Source organism: Rubripirellula tenax (assembly GCF_007860125.1).
GTDB classification, from domain to species: Bacteria; Planctomycetota; Planctomycetia; order Pirellulales; family Pirellulaceae; genus Rubripirellula; species Rubripirellula tenax.
In genome coordinates this window covers 554,221-570,046 of sequence record NZ_SJPW01000002.1, presented here as the reverse complement: position 1 = coordinate 570,046, position 15,826 = coordinate 554,221, and the positions used below count along the sequence as shown (strand labels likewise).

16 protein-coding genes are annotated in these 15,826 nt (G+C 57.0%); 5 read left to right on the top strand and 11 right to left on the bottom strand.

Going from position 1 to position 15,826, the window contains the following annotated elements; all coding sequences use genetic code 11:
• Positions 1 to 191: 191 nt before the first annotated feature.
• From Poly51_RS07885 to aroF, 8 genes are all read right to left on the bottom strand, one after another.
• A complete protein-coding gene (locus tag Poly51_RS07885) occupies positions 192 to 1,850 on the bottom strand; it encodes a putative manganese-dependent inorganic diphosphatase (RefSeq protein WP_146456066.1) in 1,659 nt (552 codons plus the stop codon).
• Positions 1,851 to 1,856: 6 nt separating this feature from the next.
• Positions 1,857 to 2,411: a flavoprotein gene (locus tag Poly51_RS07880; RefSeq protein ID WP_146456064.1), complete on the bottom strand. Its 555-nt coding sequence runs from the start codon at positions 2,409 to 2,411 to the stop codon at positions 1,857 to 1,859.
• A gap of 147 nt (positions 2,412 to 2,558) precedes the next feature.
• Entirely contained in the window at positions 2,559 to 2,831 is a 273-nt protein-coding gene (locus tag Poly51_RS07875) for a DNA-directed RNA polymerase subunit omega (RefSeq protein ID WP_146456062.1), read from the bottom strand.
• Positions 2,816 to 3,418, bottom strand: coding sequence for a guanylate kinase (gmk, locus tag Poly51_RS07870; protein ID WP_146456060.1), 603 nt, complete (start codon positions 3,416 to 3,418; stop codon positions 2,816 to 2,818). Before gmk ends, Poly51_RS07875 begins: the two co-directional genes overlap by 16 nt.
• Positions 3,415 to 4,341 (bottom strand): YicC/YloC family endoribonuclease, encoded by a 927-nt coding sequence (locus Poly51_RS07865; RefSeq protein WP_246114335.1) that lies wholly within the window; start codon positions 4,339 to 4,341, stop codon positions 3,415 to 3,417. The genes gmk and Poly51_RS07865 overlap by 4 nt, the downstream gene beginning before the upstream one ends.
• The gene (gene secG, locus Poly51_RS07860; protein WP_146456058.1) at positions 4,338 to 4,826 is read right to left on the bottom strand and encodes a preprotein translocase subunit SecG; all 489 of its coding nucleotides are present in this window, start codon (positions 4,824 to 4,826) and stop codon (positions 4,338 to 4,340) included. Before secG ends, Poly51_RS07865 begins: the two co-directional genes overlap by 4 nt.
• Positions 4,827 to 4,977: 151 nt before the next feature.
• Positions 4,978 to 5,733, bottom strand: coding sequence for a triose-phosphate isomerase (tpiA, locus tag Poly51_RS07855; protein WP_146456056.1), 756 nt, complete (start codon positions 5,731 to 5,733; stop codon positions 4,978 to 4,980).
• A gap of 68 nt (positions 5,734 to 5,801) precedes the next feature.
• Entirely contained in the window at positions 5,802 to 6,833 is a 1,032-nt protein-coding gene (gene aroF / locus Poly51_RS07850; protein WP_146457244.1) for a 3-deoxy-7-phosphoheptulonate synthase, read from the bottom strand.
• 253 nt (positions 6,834 to 7,086) lie between these two features.
• Here aroF and Poly51_RS07845 point away from each other — a divergent pair, with 253 nt between their 5' ends.
• Together Poly51_RS07845 and Poly51_RS07840 are read left to right on the top strand one after the other, a co-directional pair.
• Positions 7,087 to 8,031, top strand: coding sequence for a hypothetical protein (locus Poly51_RS07845; RefSeq protein WP_146456054.1), 945 nt, complete (start codon positions 7,087 to 7,089; stop codon positions 8,029 to 8,031).
• A gap of 138 nt (positions 8,032 to 8,169) precedes the next feature.
• Positions 8,170 to 9,495 carry a glycosyltransferase gene (locus tag Poly51_RS07840; RefSeq protein ID WP_146456052.1) on the top strand — a complete coding sequence of 442 codons (1,326 nt, stop codon included), beginning with the start codon at positions 8,170 to 8,172 and terminating at the stop codon, positions 9,493 to 9,495.
• Between the two features lie 100 nt (positions 9,496 to 9,595).
• On the opposite strand, the gene Poly51_RS07835 is transcribed toward Poly51_RS07840, so the two are convergent.
• A complete protein-coding gene (locus tag Poly51_RS07835) occupies positions 9,596 to 10,495 on the bottom strand; it encodes a class I SAM-dependent methyltransferase (RefSeq protein ID WP_146456050.1) in 900 nt (299 codons plus the stop codon).
• A 197-nt stretch (positions 10,496 to 10,692) separates the two neighbouring features.
• Between Poly51_RS07835 and Poly51_RS07830 the strand changes: the two genes are divergently transcribed.
• Both Poly51_RS07830 and Poly51_RS07825 read left to right on the top strand, forming a co-directional pair.
• Positions 10,693 to 11,592: a hypothetical protein gene (locus tag Poly51_RS07830; RefSeq protein ID WP_146456048.1), complete on the top strand. Its 900-nt coding sequence runs from the start codon at positions 10,693 to 10,695 to the stop codon at positions 11,590 to 11,592.
• Between the two features lie 50 nt (positions 11,593 to 11,642).
• A complete protein-coding gene (locus Poly51_RS07825; RefSeq protein ID WP_146456046.1) occupies positions 11,643 to 12,560 on the top strand; it encodes a glycosyltransferase family 2 protein in 918 nt (305 codons plus the stop codon).
• A gap of 21 nt (positions 12,561 to 12,581) precedes the next feature.
• Here Poly51_RS07825 and Poly51_RS07820 read toward each other — a convergent pair whose 3' ends face one another.
• Together Poly51_RS07820 and Poly51_RS07815 are read right to left on the bottom strand one after the other, a co-directional pair.
• Positions 12,582 to 13,373 carry a class I SAM-dependent methyltransferase gene (locus tag Poly51_RS07820; RefSeq protein WP_186775413.1) on the bottom strand — a complete coding sequence of 264 codons (792 nt, stop codon included), beginning with the start codon at positions 13,371 to 13,373 and terminating at the stop codon, positions 12,582 to 12,584.
• 138 nt (positions 13,374 to 13,511) lie between these two features.
• Positions 13,512 to 14,429 carry a 3'-5' exonuclease gene (locus Poly51_RS07815; RefSeq protein WP_146456041.1) on the bottom strand — a complete coding sequence of 306 codons (918 nt, stop codon included), beginning with the start codon at positions 14,427 to 14,429 and terminating at the stop codon, positions 13,512 to 13,514.
• A gap of 115 nt (positions 14,430 to 14,544) precedes the next feature.
• On the opposite strand from Poly51_RS07815, the gene pepT reads away from it, so the two are divergent.
• Positions 14,545 to 15,819, top strand: a complete 1,275-nt coding sequence (pepT, locus tag Poly51_RS07810; protein WP_146456039.1) for a peptidase T — start codon at positions 14,545 to 14,547, stop codon at positions 15,817 to 15,819.
• The last annotated feature ends 7 nt before the right edge of the window (positions 15,820 to 15,826 follow it).

Genomic DNA, 15,826 nt, shown 5'->3' with positions numbered 1-15,826 from the left:
TCGATACCACACCCAACGTGTCACCACGGTCAGCGTACGACTCAGGGCCAGCGTTCTTGGCTAAGATTTCACTGTAAGAAACTTTCATTCTCTATTCCAAACCGGTTTATCCCGGCGTTTTCCGAGGCAACGAGTCCCGTGCGACAGGACTAGTCGCCTCGTCCACTGCGCCAGTCACTGATGCGTCGCTGCTAAGGCATCGGCGCCTGCGGCATATCGAGCAGGCTGATGATCAATGGCAAAAGCTGCTTCTTGCGGCTGACGACCTGCTCGAGCTCGTACAGTTTGTCTTCAAGCTGGGGATAATTGATCTCTTCCCAACCGTCCGGCTCGCTGCTCATCAACAACAGGCTTCCGTTGCTGGCGATGTCGGTGATCAGCAGCGCCGAAAACTCGAGCGAATTTTCGGTCGCGAGTGCTTCGAGCGCCGTGGCAAGTTCATCCTTTCGTTGCCAGAACAGATCGAAGCCGATTTCTTCGATTTGCGAGATCGAAAAACGCCGACCGGATTCCTCGAATTCTTTGCAGTCTTCACGAACGACTTGCTCGGGGGTGCATGATCGCAGCGCCGAGCCGACTTGAAAGAACTCGTTGGCGTATTCACTCATGTCAACGTCGCACAGTTCTTCCAACCACTGCAACACTTCGCGATCGACGTCGGTGGTTGTGGGCGAACGCAAGAACAACGTGTCGCTGATCATGCCCGATGCCATACACAGTGCGATTCCCGGTGACGGGTTAATCCCAGCACGTTGGAACATCTTGGCAACCAATGTGCACGTCGAACCGACCGGCTCCATGTAGAACCGCATCGGGTGATTCGACTTAAGTGATCCGCCTAATCGGTGGTGGTCAAGGACTTCGACGATGTTCGCATCTTCGGCACCGTGAACGGCTTGTGACATCTCGTTGTGGTCGACCAGCACGATTTCGGTCTTGGGCGGATTGACCAAGTCGCTCTTGCTGATCACGCCAAAAAGTTCGTCGCCATCAAGCACGGGAAAGATCGTTTGCGGACTGCGAAAGACTTGATTTCGTGCCGCTTCAACGGGCATCTTCGACGACAACTTCATGAAACTGGTTTCGATGATCGGTTCGATCCGCTGGGCTGCCTTGATCCGCATCGTCGTGGTTGCGGTATCAAAGGGGCTACAGATGACCGAGACACCTTGCGCCTTGGCCAACTGCATCAATCCGCTGGACAATTGGTAACCGCCGGTCACGACCAGGGCTCGCACGCCCATTTCCAAAGCCGGCAATTGAATCGTCGGCCGGTCGCCACTGACCACCAACAACCGCTCGGCCGGAAACTGCTTCATCCGATTGGTGAAGCCTTCGGCGCTCATCGCCCCCACGGTCACGACGTAGTCATCGACACGATCGGGCTCAACGCAATGTTGAAACTGGCCGCCGACAACAGAATTGACTTTTAACAGCGTGCTTCGCACCTCGCGCGATCGCACCGGGTCGACGCCGCCTTGCAGCATCAATTCAAGCAAGTCCAACAACGTGACGATGCCGACCACTTTGCCGGCATCATCCAGCACCGGAATCGAACGAACGTCGTGGTCGTTCATTCGCTGGTAAACGTCATAGAAGACATCATCCGTATTCGCAACGATGGGCTGGCGATTACAGACGTCCTCGAGATCGGGGCGGATATCCATAATGATCCGCGGCGTTTTCAGATTCGCCTTTTTCAGCGCAAACTCGGTCCGTTCGTTTGGCGTTCCACAACAGGCCGCGATCGCATCGGGGCGCGTCGTGCGGCGAAGGAAGTCGGCGTAGGCCAATGCGCTACAAATCGCATCCGTATCCGGATTACGGTGACCAAAAACAAAAAGCGTCATAGTTGTTTATACCGAGTTGTTCTTATCAAGCAATTTTTCGGCAGCGACCAGAATCGATTCGGGCTCGGCCATCCGCCCCTCGCCGCTGACGCGACAACTGAGCCATCCCGTTTCGGGGCCCGCAAAGTGGCATCCGTCCTCTTCTAAACGCACGACATTTCGACGAACGGATGGTTTCGACCACATCGCGGCGCTCATCGCCGGAGCCAGCAAGACCGGACAGGCGACTTGAAGGTACAGCGTGCTAACCAGATCATCGGCAGCACCGTTGGCAAACTTCGACAGTAAGTTTGCCGTCGCCGGTGCGATGACCATCAAATCGGCTCCATCAGCCAATTCGATATGGGGTCCCAGCGGAAAACGCGAGTCGAACATCTCGGACGCAACTGGTCGAGACGAGAGCGCCGCGAACGTGGGTGCGCCGATGAATGCGGCGGCGGCGCCCGTCAGGGCGACGCGCACTTCAAATCCGGCTTGAGCAAGACGACTGCAAAGGATGGCCGACTTGTAGGCGGCAATGCCGCCACCAATGGCCAGCAATACGGTCTGGCGTGATTTCATGCGATTGGGCAGCCCAGAAGGGTGGCGAAGCGGAAGACACATCCCGCTTGCGGCAATGTTTTTCAAACGGCGAATGTAATGAAAACGTGGGATCGGCTTTCAACCGATCCCACGTCTCGAATCCAACGTTCGTGTTTCGATCGATCCCTAAAGATCCGATTCGTCCAGATCTGGACCTTCGGCAAGTGCGATCGCGGCATCCAAATCGGGAACCATTTGAACGTCATTGTCCATGTTCAGAACGATTTTGTCCTGCATGATTTCTTGCAACACAATCGACATTTTGTCGTGGGTGTCGACATTGACGAGCGCGCGGCTGCCCTGGTTCAGTTGGACCAAACGCTTTTGGATCAACGTACTCAGTTTGAAACGGCCGCCAACCTTGTTGACGATCTCTTCTTCTTTTAGCTCTTCGAGCATGAATTTTTTTCCTTTTTGTCTTTCAAAATTTGACAGATCTCGGCGACCGCCACATCGACGGATCCGTTAATGATTTCGTATTGGTATCGATGCCGGTAAAGCATCTCGCTGCCTGCTGTTTCCAACCTTGCGGCGATGGCATCTTCGGTTTCGGTTCTTCGTGCCCGCAAACGTTCTTCGAGCTCATCCATGCTGCCGGGATGGATAAAAAGCGAAATCGGATCGAAGTCGCGGTTTTCAAGGATCGTAATCGCTCCTTGAACATCGATCTCCAAAATTACCCACTTCCCCGCTTCCAGGCCAGTAGCGACCTGATCTCGCAGGGTGCCGTACCAGTGACCGCGACCGAAAACTTCCTTATATTCTAGAAACGCCCCGGCCGACTTCCGCTGGTCGAAATCGTCTTTTGTCAGAAAAAAGTAGTGTTGGCCGTCGATTTCACCCGGCCGCGGCGGCCGGGTCGTGGCCGACACGCTTAAAACGAGCGGCAATTCGCATTGTTTTAGTAATTCGCGCACCACCGTACTCTTTCCGGCCCCGCTGGGACCGGAAATGATGACCAATCGTCCGTGGTTTCCATTGCTCATTCGAGATTTTGGACCAATTCTCGCATTCGTTCGATCGCACATTTGATCTCGACGACGTGTGCCGAGACGGCCGCATCGGACGCTTTGCTGCCGATGGTGTTGGTTTCGCGGAACATTTCTTGGATGACGAAGTCTAGTTTGCGGCCGGTGGGTTCGCGACGGTCCGCATCGGCGGCGCCGTTCAAGACCGAACCAAACATCTCCAAATGACTGGCCAAACGTGTGACCTCTTCGCTGATATCGGCTCGATCCGCGTAAATCTGGACTTCCTTGAGCAGATCGACCGATTGGACGTCCAGGTGGTGTTCAGCCAAGATTTTGGTGATTTTGGATTCCAGACGGCTGCGATAAACGTCGACGGCTCGCGGTGCCAGTTCGCGGATTTGGGCCAACGATTCGTCAATCAGCTGAACATCCGCAACCAGCGTTCGGGCCATGTTGGCACCTTCGACCTCGCGCATATGGTCCAGATTTTCGATCGCCGACACAATCACCTGTTCGACGAGCGACCACAGCTCATCGGTCGGACGACGATCATCTCGATTGGAAACGATCACACCCGGCAGCGTCATCAAGTTTGACAGGTCAATCGTGACAGCCGGGTCACCCAATTCGTCGCGGACGCCGATCACATGTTTCGCGTAGGAACGCAGGACGTCCCGATCCACGCCGGGACCGGCGTCATCATCGGGTCGCCGCCATGAAATTTGCATCGAAACGCTGCCTCGATGGATCATCGATCGGGCAAGCGTCTCGATTTTGTTCTCCAAGCCCACCAACGAATCACTGGTCCGCGACGTGCACTTGAAGCCGCGGTTATTGACAGTTCGGACCTCGACCGACACCGTTCCCAATTCGGACTGATTCGACGCATGCCCCTGGCCGGTCATGCTGCGAACGCCAGCGGGGTTGAAGGGCTTCATTCGTCGATCGCTGTCGCGTCGTCGTCGGAGTCAACGCTCGAGTCGCCGGCGGTTTCCGCAGGCACGAGATCGGTCGTTGCGCTCTCGATTGATTCGCTGAGCGAACCTTCACCGATTCCACTCAAACCGGGCGTGCCGCCCATCGGCGGAATCACCAATTCGTTGCCAGTCTTGGCTGCTTCGTCGCCCGGGCCCGCTGAAACTGTCGAATCCGCAATCGGCGTGGGAGAGTGAGTTCCCAGCAGCCACATTGTGAAGGCACAGGTGAATCCCCACACTGCGGCGACGACAACGGTAATCACGGTGAACGTGTCGCCGGCCTTGCTGCCGAACGCACTTTGACCACCAGGACCACCGAGAGCGCCGGTCAAACCGCCGCCTTTGCCACGCTGGATCAAGATCAACAGAATCAAGAACAGCGACAAAAAGCCCATCAGGAATCCCAGCAGGGTGCTGGACACAGAGGCGATTAGCAGAAACGTCATCGAAATACCAAGCAAGGTTTTGAGTGGAAAAAGTGGGGGACGGCGGGCCCAGTGTGGCGGTGCCGGGTTTTAGGTGCCGGGTTTTGGGTGGCGGTGCCGGGTTTTGGGTGGCGGTGCCGAGTTTTGGGTGGCGGTGCCAGACTATGGGTGGCTATGCCGGGTTGATGATGCCCATGAAGTCTTCAATCTTCAAGCTGGCACCACCGACGAGGGCTCCGTCGATATTCGGTTGGCCAAGCAATTCCTTGGCGTTGCCCGGTTTGACGCTGCCACCGTACTGAATTCGGATTTGTCCGGCCACATCGGCTCCGAACAATTCGCCCAACAGCTTACGGATGAACGCGTGAACTTCTTCGGCCTGTTCCGGCGATGCGGTTTTGCCGGTACCGATGGCCCAGACCGGTTCGTAAGCGATCACGACGCCGGCCGCGCGGGCTTCGTCGAGTCCTTCGAGCGATCCACGAAGTTGCGTCTCGACGACCTTTTCCGTGTTCCCCGCTTCGCGGTCTTCCAGAGTTTCGCCGACACAAACGATCGGAACCAGGTTTCCGGCCAAGGCGGCATGCAGCTTTTCGCTGATCTGTGCGTCGGTCTCGCCCATGATCGCGCGACGCTCGCTGTGGCCAAGGATCACGAATCGGCAACCCACGTCGGTCAACATCGCTGCATTGACTTCGCCCGTGAAGGCTCCGTCGGCAGCGGCATAGAGGTTCTGTGAACCCAATTCGACGGGCGTTCCGGCAACGGCGTTTGCAACCGAAGATACGTACACGGATGGAGGACACAACACGACCTCGACGGTCGGGTTTTCACCCACCGCGGCGACGATACCCTTGGCCAACGCGACTGCGTCTGCGCGGCGGGTGTTCATCTTCCAATTTCCTGCGATCAAAATGCGGCGGCTCAAGCGAGTGTCTCCGGTTGTGGTGGATTCGTGTTGGGAGTGTGGTTTGTGGTTGTTAATTCGATGACGGCTTACTTAGCCGCAAGCGGCGAGATGGTTTTACCCAGCAGGCCGGCCAGCGACTTCATCTGGGCCGCCAACTCGTCGTATTGGTCGGGCAACAGCGCCTGGGGGCCGTCGCTTTTGGCTTCTTCGGGGCAATCGTGGACTTCGATGTGAACCCCGTCGGCGCCGGCGGCCAAGCCGGCCATCGCACACGCGGGAATCAAATCGGGCCGACCGGTCGCGTGCGACGGATCGACGATGATTGGCAAGTGGGAAAGCCCGTGAACCAAAGGCACCGCCGCAACATCAAACAGATTGCGCGTCGCCGGGTCAAAACTCTTCACGCCTCGTTCACAAAGCACCACGTTGGCGTTGCCTTGTGACAAAATGTATTCGGCACACATCAGCAAATCCGTCACCGTGGCGCTCATGCCGCGTTTTAGCAGCACGGGCCGATGCGATTTACCGACTTCGGTCAGCAACGCGAAGTTCTGCATGTTGCGGGCACCGACCTGCAACATGTCCGCGTACTGGGCAACCAATTCGACCAATCGCGGATCCGTCACTTCGGTGACCACGGGAACGCCAAACTTGTCGCCGACTTCCCGAAGCAACTTCAACCCGTCTTCGCCCAAGCCTTGGAACGCGTAGGGGCTGGTCCGAGGTTTAAAAGCACCGCCGCGGAACAGGTTCGCGCCCGACGCGACCACTCGCTCGGCGATTCGAAACATGCGATCACGGTCTTCGACGCTGCACGGTCCCGCAATCATGCCCAAGTGACCGCCACCGACTTTGACGCCCGAAATTTCGATCACGCTGGGTTCGGGGTGGGCATCCAGCGAAGCGAGCTTGTAAGGAGGCAAAACGGGCACGACCTGGGCGACACCGGGGATCGCTTTGAGCGGTTCTTCTCGCAATTGTTCTTCGTCGCCGATGATGCCAACGATCGTGCGATGGGTTCCCCGGCTGAGGTGATGTTTCAACCCCATTGCCTCGACGCGACGAAGCACATGATCAATCTGATCGTCGGTGGCTTGGTGCTTGAGGATCAGAATCACGTGGGACAACGTCAGAAAGGTGAGGTGCCTTGGACCGGAAAATGCCCCGAAAACACTGGGCAAGCCGCACAATGTACCACCAAGCAGCCAGAATCGTCGAGGCCAAGAAGCATCTTTGAAATCGGGCGGCGGAGGGGGCAAACCACCGCTGTATCACGAACATCGGGGGCTGCTGTGATCGGCGTTGCCGTGTTTCCCGCTTCGCTGCTACCCTCGCCCGGTCCCGCATTATGGATCTTTGAGGGAAAATCCCATGATTGTCATTGCTCGCAACTTCGGCCAACTTGGCAACCGGCTGCTGTTGTCGTCGAATTTGATCGCGGCAGCTTGCCAATACGACGTGCCTTTGTTCAACCCGTCGTTTGCTCGCTACGCCCACTACTTTCAGGCCACTTCGAACGACCTTTGGTGCCGTTTTCCGGTACGAAACCGTCCAACGGCACCTTCGCCGATCGCCCGCGAAATGCTCTACCGCAGCGTTTATTTGACCGGTCGCACGTTGTCGCACCTGCGAATGACTTCGTTCCCGTTCCACATCGTCCGCGTGACGCCCCAACAAACATGTGACCTGCAAAGCGACGCGTTTGCTCGCAAAGCCACCGGACGCCGACCCGTTCTGGTCAGCGGTTGGAAGTTCGACGCCGGGGACTGGATTCAAAAGCATGCCGATTCGATTCGCAGCGTGTACCGAATCGCTGACCAGCACCAATCCAATGTCGACGGATTGATGGCCCAAGCCCGGGCACGGGGCAGCCACGTCGTCGGCGTTCATATTCGCCAAGGCGACTACGCCCGATTCGAAAACGGCCGCTATTTCTACTCGATCGACCAATACGCTGCTGCGATGCGGCGGATACGCGAAAGAATGGCCGACCGCGACGTCGTGTTCCTGGTGTGTGGCAACGTGCCGCTGGCCGACCATGACTTTGGCGATTTGAATGTCTGCTTCGGAACGGGCCACATGATCGAAGACATGTACGCCTTCGCTGCTGCCGACACGGTCATCGGACCACCGAGCACCTACACCGGATGGGCTTCGTTCTATGGCCGGGTGCCGATGCGATGGATGAGCCACGCGGAAGAAACGTTCGACCAGATCGATCCGCCCTACTGGTCGTCGCCGGTCGGATCGACGAACACCAACTCGGCCCCGACGTTGACGAACGATGACGCCCCGTCGTTGGCTTGGGCGGCATAAAGAAGCTGCCTGGAAATACCAAATCCCCCCGTTTGCCGAATTCGATTTCAGACTAGAGGCAATCCGAGACGATTAAAACGGTAATGCCGTCAACGATTGAGATCGAATCCAACGAACCAAATCACTGAATGTAGTTTCGTGCAAGTCAGCCACTTCAACAGTTTTCTCGACGGCGGTGCCGCGGCTGCGGCCGGGCGGCTGCATGCTGAACTGATGAGGTCGGGTGTTGATAGCCGATTCTATTACTCGGCCAGCCAAGGCCACCGGCCCGAGCTCGACGCGTCATACGTTGCCGCACGCTGGCAACGACAGGGATTGGTTCGAGATGCTGTTGCCTACGCGAAATTCCGGGGTGCTCGCCAGTCGCTCAAACGCATCACGAAACAGAGGCCGGTCGGGTTGGAAGTCTTTTCGTCGCCGCAGGGATCACCTCACACACCGTGGCCACCGACGCAGCACGTCGATCGCGAAGACGGCAATATCCTCCATCTGCACTGGATCGCGAAGTTCCTGGACTACCGGAGCTTTTTCGGATCGCTGCCGCCGGACCAGCCGGTGGTGTGGACGCTGCACGATATGAATGCCATGACGGGCGGCTGCCACTTCAGTGGCGGTTGCGAGCGTTTCAAAACCGGTTGCGGCGGTTGCCCACAACTGCCAAGCAACCTGGCGACGGCGGGCGAGAACGATCCGAGCCGTCGTTATTTCAACGAGAAAAAACTGGCGTTGGCCGGTATCGACCTGCACATTGCAGCACCAAGTCGATGGTTGATCGACGCGGCCCGATCAAGTGACTTGCTGGCCGGTGCTCGATCGTTTCATCATATCCCGTACGGCATTTCGACGAACGACTATTACCCGATGGATCGCTTGGAAGCGCGAGCCCGGCTGGGGATCGATCCAGACGCGACCGTGTTCTGCTTTGGCGCCATGGACATCAACAACCGCCGCAAGGGCGCTCGTGAAATGATGCAGGCGATCGCTAGCATTGCGAACCTTCCCGGTGTCGAAGGACTCGTTTTCGGCAGCGGCATGCTGCCGGACACTGAACACGCTCGACCAAAGATTCATCACGTCGGCGCGGTGCAGGGGCTGTTGAATCAGCGGGCCGTCTACAGTGCGGCTGACGTTTTTGTGCTGCCATCGCTGGAAGACAACTTGCCGCTGACCGGACTCGAAGCGATGGCGTGCGGAACACCGATCGTTGGATTCGACGCCGGCGGTATTCCCGACTACGTTCGCGCGGGCCAGAACGGGTACTTGGCCCAAACTGGGAACGCAGACGACTTGGGTGAAAAGTTGCGAGCGATGTTGCTCGACGCAGAGAGGACGGCGGACATGGGTCGCCGTTCTCGCCATCTGATGGAAACTCAGTTCGGAGCCGCACGCGAAGCCGCCGCCTACCGTTCGCTATACGCAGACTTGAGCGGTGCCGGTCAGATGCCTCGATCAAGAGCGGCGTAAACCCGCGGAAATCATGAGGATTCGAACTGCTTTGCAGTTCGATCCCGCCAGCGGAGTGGCGGGTCCACATAGGGTGCCCGACTTTAGAACTCTCCTGCGATCACGCAGCACGTCGCGTTTGCGACGCGATCGTCGGCGACGGAGGGGTGATGATGGCCATGATTGTGTGACCTTGGATCGATTGCTTCATCGGGTACATCGCAAAGCCGATACGACACGCCACCTTTGCCAGTCGACGGCGGATGCTCCGCTCGGGAAGATGCTGGACCATGCTGGACGTATAAAACCGATAGTGATATTTCGCCAACGGTTCGAATCGAACATCTCGCAATTCCAGTCCCATGTGGCTGGTCAGCGTTTCATATGATTGCTTGTCCCAGCGGCTCATGTGGTGCGGCGGTAAATCCAGCAACTGCCACTGAAATCGTTGCAAGAACGATTCGCGGTTCGGAGTCGTGAACACCAACGTTCCACCGGGTGACAACAACGTGGCTGCCGTTTTCATGAACACGTCTGGATCAGGAACGTGTTCAAGCACCTGAAACGCGAAAATATGATCGAACTGTTCGCCCGCTTCGGCCAGGGAAGCCAAGTCGATGTTGCGAACCGAGTGCCCCTTTTCACGGCACTCACGGATCGCCTTTTCATTGAATTCAACGCCCTGGACGTTTGTGAACGATGCGTCGCGGCAAGCATCCAGAAACGCGCCGCTGCCGCAGCCGATCTCTAGAATCCGCGAGTCCTTCGGTTCATCGGCGAGCTGGTCGATCGATTCGCGAAACTCCCATTTATCGGCCATGTAGTAATACGAGCGTTTCGACAATTGTTCGTAAAACCTGCCGTCACCGGGGATGCAACCGTCGAACATCATGACGCCGGTTTGCGGGTTCCGCGTCAGCGTGATCTTGTCGTTTCGCAAGAACGGCACAATGTCGATGTCCAACTCTTTCGCGTATCGCGTGGCCAGTTCCGATGAAGACCAAATGTTGGGGCTATCCATGACGGCGAAACTCGTAGCTGGAATTGGGATCGTTGACACGGTCGTGGTCCGACCGAGGGCAGCCTCTGCGTTTCCCAAAAAAGCGGGCCGATGTCAACGGAAATTCCAGCGAATTCCGCCCATTCGCTTTGAACATTGACGCGCGTGAAACAAAAACGGTAAAAGCCAACGATTCATTTCCGAAGGAGCCGTCGACCATGCAAATGCCGATCATTTTCGTCCACAGCGGATGGGCCGAACATCTCTACATCGCGACCCGTCAAGCACGGCTGAGCAATCCCGATGCCGAGATCGTGCTGATCGGTGACCGCGACAACCGATTGATGAAGTGGCCGACCTCGCATCACTTGGTCGATGACTACGCCGTCGGTGTCGACCGCTTTCGTTCCAATTATGTTCATCGCAGTCCCAATCCCCCGTCGTTCGAAACGTTTTGCTTTGAACGTTGGTTCGTCGTTGCCCAGTGGATGCAGACTCACGATGTTGATCGGGCTTGGGTGTGCGATTCGGATCTGATGATCTACAGCAACCTCAGCGAGGTCGCCAATCGTTTTACATCTTTCGACCTTGGCATCTCGTACATCAGCGGCCACTCGCTGATGATCAATCGTCGCCAGACTGTGAACGAACTGTGTGACTACATCAACCGCATGTTTGAAGACGCCGATCAACGTCAATTCTTCGACGACTTGTTCCACCACAGCCCCAACGAGTTGGATCGGTCCATCTCCGACATGACCGCGATCACTCATTTCTCGCGATCGATTCCCGACCGCATCGTCGACTTGGCAACCATCCGCGACGGTTCGGTCTTGGACTATCACATCCGACAAATGGACGGCTTCGAAGGCGACCATTGCAAACGGGTCCGTTGGCGAGACGGGAAACCGTTCGGTTACCACCGTGACCATGCCGATCCGATTCAGTTTCATACGCTGCACTTCCAAGGCCGCGCCAAACAAATGATCCATCGATACGCGACGAATCCCGACATCGACGTGTGGACCAGTTGGCTGAAGCGTCGGACGACGACACGCTTGGCCCGATTGAAACGACATCTTCCCAAACGACGTCCTTCATCCATTCAAGCTGCTTGAATCCATCGGCCGCGTCCCCGACGTTCCCTCACTCGTTCGAAAACGAACCCATGCTTGATGTTCCCGTTGCCTTCGTGATCTTCAATCGACCCGAACCGACGCGGATCAGTTTCGAGAAGATTCGTGCCGCGAAACCGACGACGCTTTTTTTGATCAGCGATGCGGCGCGGCCCGATCGCGAAGGCGAAGCACAACGGGTGGCCCAGTCGCGCGCGATCGCCGAAACCGTTGACTGGCCGTGCGAAGTCCACCGAATCTATGCCGACACCAACATGGGTTGCGGCCGCCGAATCAGCACCGGAATCTCAGCGGCGATGGAAGTCGTCGATCGGTTGATCGTGCTGGAGGACGACTGCTTGGCCGAAGAAACGTTCTTTCCGTACTGCGCCGAACTGTTGGAACGTTACGAAGACGACACGCGAGTGATGGCGGTCAGCGGGAACAACTTCCAACTCGGACACAATCGCGGCGACGCCAGCTACTACTTTTCAAAGTACCCGCATTGCTGGGGCTGGGCGACGTGGCGTCGAGCCTGGCAGCATTTCGATTTGAACATTCCCAACTGGCCGGCGTTTCGCGACGACGGCGGTCTGACCAACATGTGTCAAAGCCGCCAAGAAATTGAATACTGGACCGAGATTTTCGACAAAGTACACGCCGGACGAAGCCAAAGCTGGGCGTTCCCTTGGACATTGACGACGTGGATGCAGAACGGATTGACTGTGCTGCCCCAAGTCAACTTGGTCACCAACATCGGGTTCGGCGAAGACGCCACGCACACGCGACGCGCCAGCCCACACGCCAACCTGCCGACCCGTCCGATCGGAACGATCGAACATCCCAAGTGGATCACTCGCGACATCGCGGCCGATCAATTCACCGACCGCTTCGTGTTCAGCGGCACCGTGCGCCGCGGCCCAATCAAGCGAATCGAAAAAGCGATCAAGAAGTTTCGCCGAGCCGCCTAAGATGGCAATCGCCTGGGCCGTTTAAGCGGCAAGATTTCGTTTGACGAGTCGCGATCGACGAGCCGGTCCACCCAGTGGAGTCTTGTCGACAAACTTGGCCAGCTTCATTGACCATCGCTCGATTCCACGAGGTTTGGGTTTCCACTGATACGCCATTTGGATATCGATGACGGCATAGACGTAATCGTTGGTTCGCCAAACGGATTCGTATTGTAAGTGAGTCAAATGACCGCCCAAATCGCTTGCCAATTGCAAGAAATCCGCTGGCCCAATGATCTCGTCAACGATCTGTAACCCTTCGGGTTCGTTGGCGTACAAATGTTGTTGATGCAAAAAACTAGGACAGGTCACGATCAGTCGCGATTTCTCACCCATCGATTGACGAAGGTTGGCGTGAAAGCGAGGTCGCTCGACCGCAGGAATGTGTTCGTAAACGTCCAATAGCGTCACCACATCGAACGGACCGCCACCGACGGGCGATGTCAGATCGTTGACTTCGAAGTGCGCGTTTGTCGAGTCGGCAAACAACCGCTTCGCCATTCGCACGTTTTCGGTACTGATGTCCACGCCAACGGCACGCAAATCCGGCCGCGCCGAACACAGGTGGTTCGTCGTTTCGCCGACTCCACAGCCGACTTCTAGGATCGATTCGGCCGATTCGGGAACGTTTTCGGTTGCAAACGCCAACGCGTGCGACAGACGCGGATTTCCAGTCACATAGCCGCTGACCAAACGATCGCTGAATCCGTCGTAAAAGTCGGCAATTTCTGACTTCGAAACCGAGTCCGAACTGGGATGAGGCGAGTGTGACACGGGGCTGGCTTCCTGCGCGAGAATCGAGGCAACTTGACGCTGAACACTTCCCTATAAGCAATCGATTCGGTCGTTGGCAAGTTCGTTTCTGTCCAGCGGCGTCACGGATGCCCGAACGAAGCCCGCCGGATCCGAACGTCATGACGCCTCGGGATCGCCTGGCGCACTTCCCTCCGGCGCACCCTCGTCCGGCGCACCCTTGTCCAACGCACCCTTGTCCGGCGCACCTTTGTCCGGCGCACCTTCTTCCTCGACCCATGGGTTATGCCATCCGACCCAGTATTTTAGGTAGTGTTGATAGGCTTCGCAGTCATCCGCTCGGTCGACGATCCACTGTTTTGCTTCGGCGACCAATTCGATCTCTTCGTCAAGTGTGACTTGGCCCGCCAAGACCCGCGTCCTTAAAAAGACAAAGTACGTGTCCAAGACATCGCAGCGGCAATAATCGCTGATCGCTTTCTTGTTCCCCTCGTCAAACTGCTGTTGGACCTGATCACCGCGAAGATCCATTTTTCCGGGCTTGCCCAGCATTTGCGAAATCAAATTTAATCCTCCTTCGCAACGGGCCGCTCCAAAATTGGTCAGCACATCTTGGAGATCCAAGTGCGATCCGACGTTGTACCGATTCCTGGGCGACTTGTACCCTTCGCCGCGAAACCATTTTTGCAGCGGCACACCGAATCGATAAGCGGCCAGTTCCATGATCGGCAAGTCGAACGATCGTCCGTTGAACGTCACCCAAGTCGGATACTTGTACGCTTCCCAACCACGCCAAAAATGCTGGGTGATGACGTGGGGGCGAAACTCGGGCTCGTCAAGCGAAACAATGTCGATCAGCCGAAAGTCCATTGCAACTTTCGCGACGACCACGGCCACGGGGACTTGATAGGTGTAGGGAATAAATGTCGTCCCTTTGGCTTCCATCAATTCGTCTTGAAACGTGGCGATCGCGTTCTTGGGTGTCAAGTCTTGGCCCGGGTACCGCACCTTGGATACCAGGTCGCCGTCGGCAACACTCTCTACATCGAAAATCAAAAAAGCGACTTGATCGGCCATCTGTATCTCGCGTCAAAAAGATCGGCGGGTGTCGGCGGGTGCCTACGACCAGGGTTCTATGAAACAATGTAGCGGCAACCGCCAAGACGAATGAATGCCTAGCCCCGAGAATGCGATGTCATCGAAGAAAACTTCCGCGTCGGTCGAAACCGTCGTCGACCGTGACCGACTGTTGGACCGCTTTTTGAGGTACGTCCGCGTCGATACGACCGCCAACCCTGAAACGGACGCTTACCCCAGTTCGTCGGGACAACGGGATCTGGGCGCGATGCTGTGCGATGAATTGGCAGCCATGTCGATCACGGATGTCGAACAGGACGAAAATTCGCTGGTGTGGGGAACCGTCCCCGCATCGGACGGCGGCAACAGCCCCATCGTCGCGTTGGTCGCTCACTTGGATACGTCCCCCGAGGCTCCCGGCGCAGACGTGCGTCCACAGGTCATCGATGCCTATGCCGGTGGCGACATTCCTTTGCCGAGCGGTGTCGCAATTTCGCTGGCGACGTCGCCGTCACTCGCAAACATGATCGGCAAGACGCTGATCACGACCGACGGCACGACGTTGTTGGGTGGCGATGACAAAGCCGGCGTCGCCATCATCATGGAGCTTGCGCAAACGTTGGTCGAAAATCCGCAACTGTTACACGGCCCGGTGCGAGTGCTGTTTACTTGCGACGAAGAAATCGGTCGCGGTACTGACAAGATTGATTTGAGCAAGCTCGATGCTACGGTTGCTTATACCGTCGACGGCGGAGGTGCATCGGTCATCGATGTCGAAACGTTTTCTGCGGACGCAGCCACGGTTCGTTTCACGGGTCACAACATCCACCCGTCGATCGGTAAGGGACGAATGGTCAACGCGATGCGCGCGGCCGCCGACTTGGTGGCCACGTTGCCTCGCGAGACATGTACGCCCGAGACCACCGAAAACCGCGAAGGCTTCATCCATCCGCACGGGATTCACGGAGGAGTAGGCGAAGCGACGGTCGAATTGATCTTACGGTCGTTCGATAGCGACGACTTGGTCACGTACGCGAAACAAATCCAAACGCTGGCCGATTCGATTGCTGCTAAGACGCCCGGCTTGAAGGCCGAGGTCCTGGTTCGTCGCCAGTACCGAAATTTGCGAGAAGGGCTGGAAGAACTGCCCGAATCCATCTCGCTTGCCGAGGACGCCTTTAGGCGATTGGGGCGAACGCCGACGCGAATGATTATCCGCGGTGGCACCGACGGCAGCCAGTTGACCGAAAAAGGTCTTCCGACGCCGAATCTGTCGAGCGGACAACACAACATCCATGCCGTGACCGAGTTCGCATGCCTGGACGAAATGGTCGAAGCGGTCGAGCACTTGATCGAAATGTTGTCGCTTTGGAGTCAGCAGAAAAGTTGATACTGCG

What these genes read in the sequence shown, in the direction of transcription:
- Poly51_RS07845 (WP_146456054.1), top strand. Translation starts at nt 7,087, where the DNA reads ATGATTGTCATTGCTCGCAACTTCGGCCAACTTGGCAACCGGCTGCTG.
- gmk (WP_146456060.1), bottom strand. Translation starts at nt 3,418, where the DNA reads ATGAGCAATGGAAACCACGGACGATTGGTCATCATTTCCGGTCCCAGC.
- Poly51_RS07875 (WP_146456062.1), bottom strand. Translation starts at nt 2,831, where the DNA reads ATGCTCGAAGAGCTAAAAGAAGAAGAGATCGTCAACAAGGTTGGCGGC.
- Poly51_RS07880 (WP_146456064.1), bottom strand. Translation starts at nt 2,411, where the DNA reads ATGAAATCACGCCAGACCGTATTGCTGGCCATTGGTGGCGGCATTGCC.
- secG (WP_146456058.1), bottom strand. Translation starts at nt 4,826, where the DNA reads ATGACGTTTCTGCTAATCGCCTCTGTGTCCAGCACCCTGCTGGGATTC.
- Poly51_RS07825 (WP_146456046.1), top strand. Translation starts at nt 11,643, where the DNA reads ATGCTTGATGTTCCCGTTGCCTTCGTGATCTTCAATCGACCCGAACCG.
- Poly51_RS07835 (WP_146456050.1), bottom strand. Translation starts at nt 10,495, where the DNA reads ATGGATAGCCCCAACATTTGGTCTTCATCGGAACTGGCCACGCGATAC.
- Poly51_RS07885 (WP_146456066.1), bottom strand. Translation starts at nt 1,850, where the DNA reads ATGACGCTTTTTGTTTTTGGTCACCGTAATCCGGATACGGATGCGATT.
- Poly51_RS07865 (WP_246114335.1), bottom strand. Translation starts at nt 4,341, where the DNA reads ATGAAGCCCTTCAACCCCGCTGGCGTTCGCAGCATGACCGGCCAGGGG.
- Poly51_RS07815 (WP_146456041.1), bottom strand. Translation starts at nt 14,429, where the DNA reads ATGGCCGATCAAGTCGCTTTTTTGATTTTCGATGTAGAGAGTGTTGCC.
- pepT (WP_146456039.1), top strand. Translation starts at nt 14,545, where the DNA reads ATGTCATCGAAGAAAACTTCCGCGTCGGTCGAAACCGTCGTCGACCGT.
- Poly51_RS07830 (WP_146456048.1), top strand. Translation starts at nt 10,693, where the DNA reads ATGCAAATGCCGATCATTTTCGTCCACAGCGGATGGGCCGAACATCTC.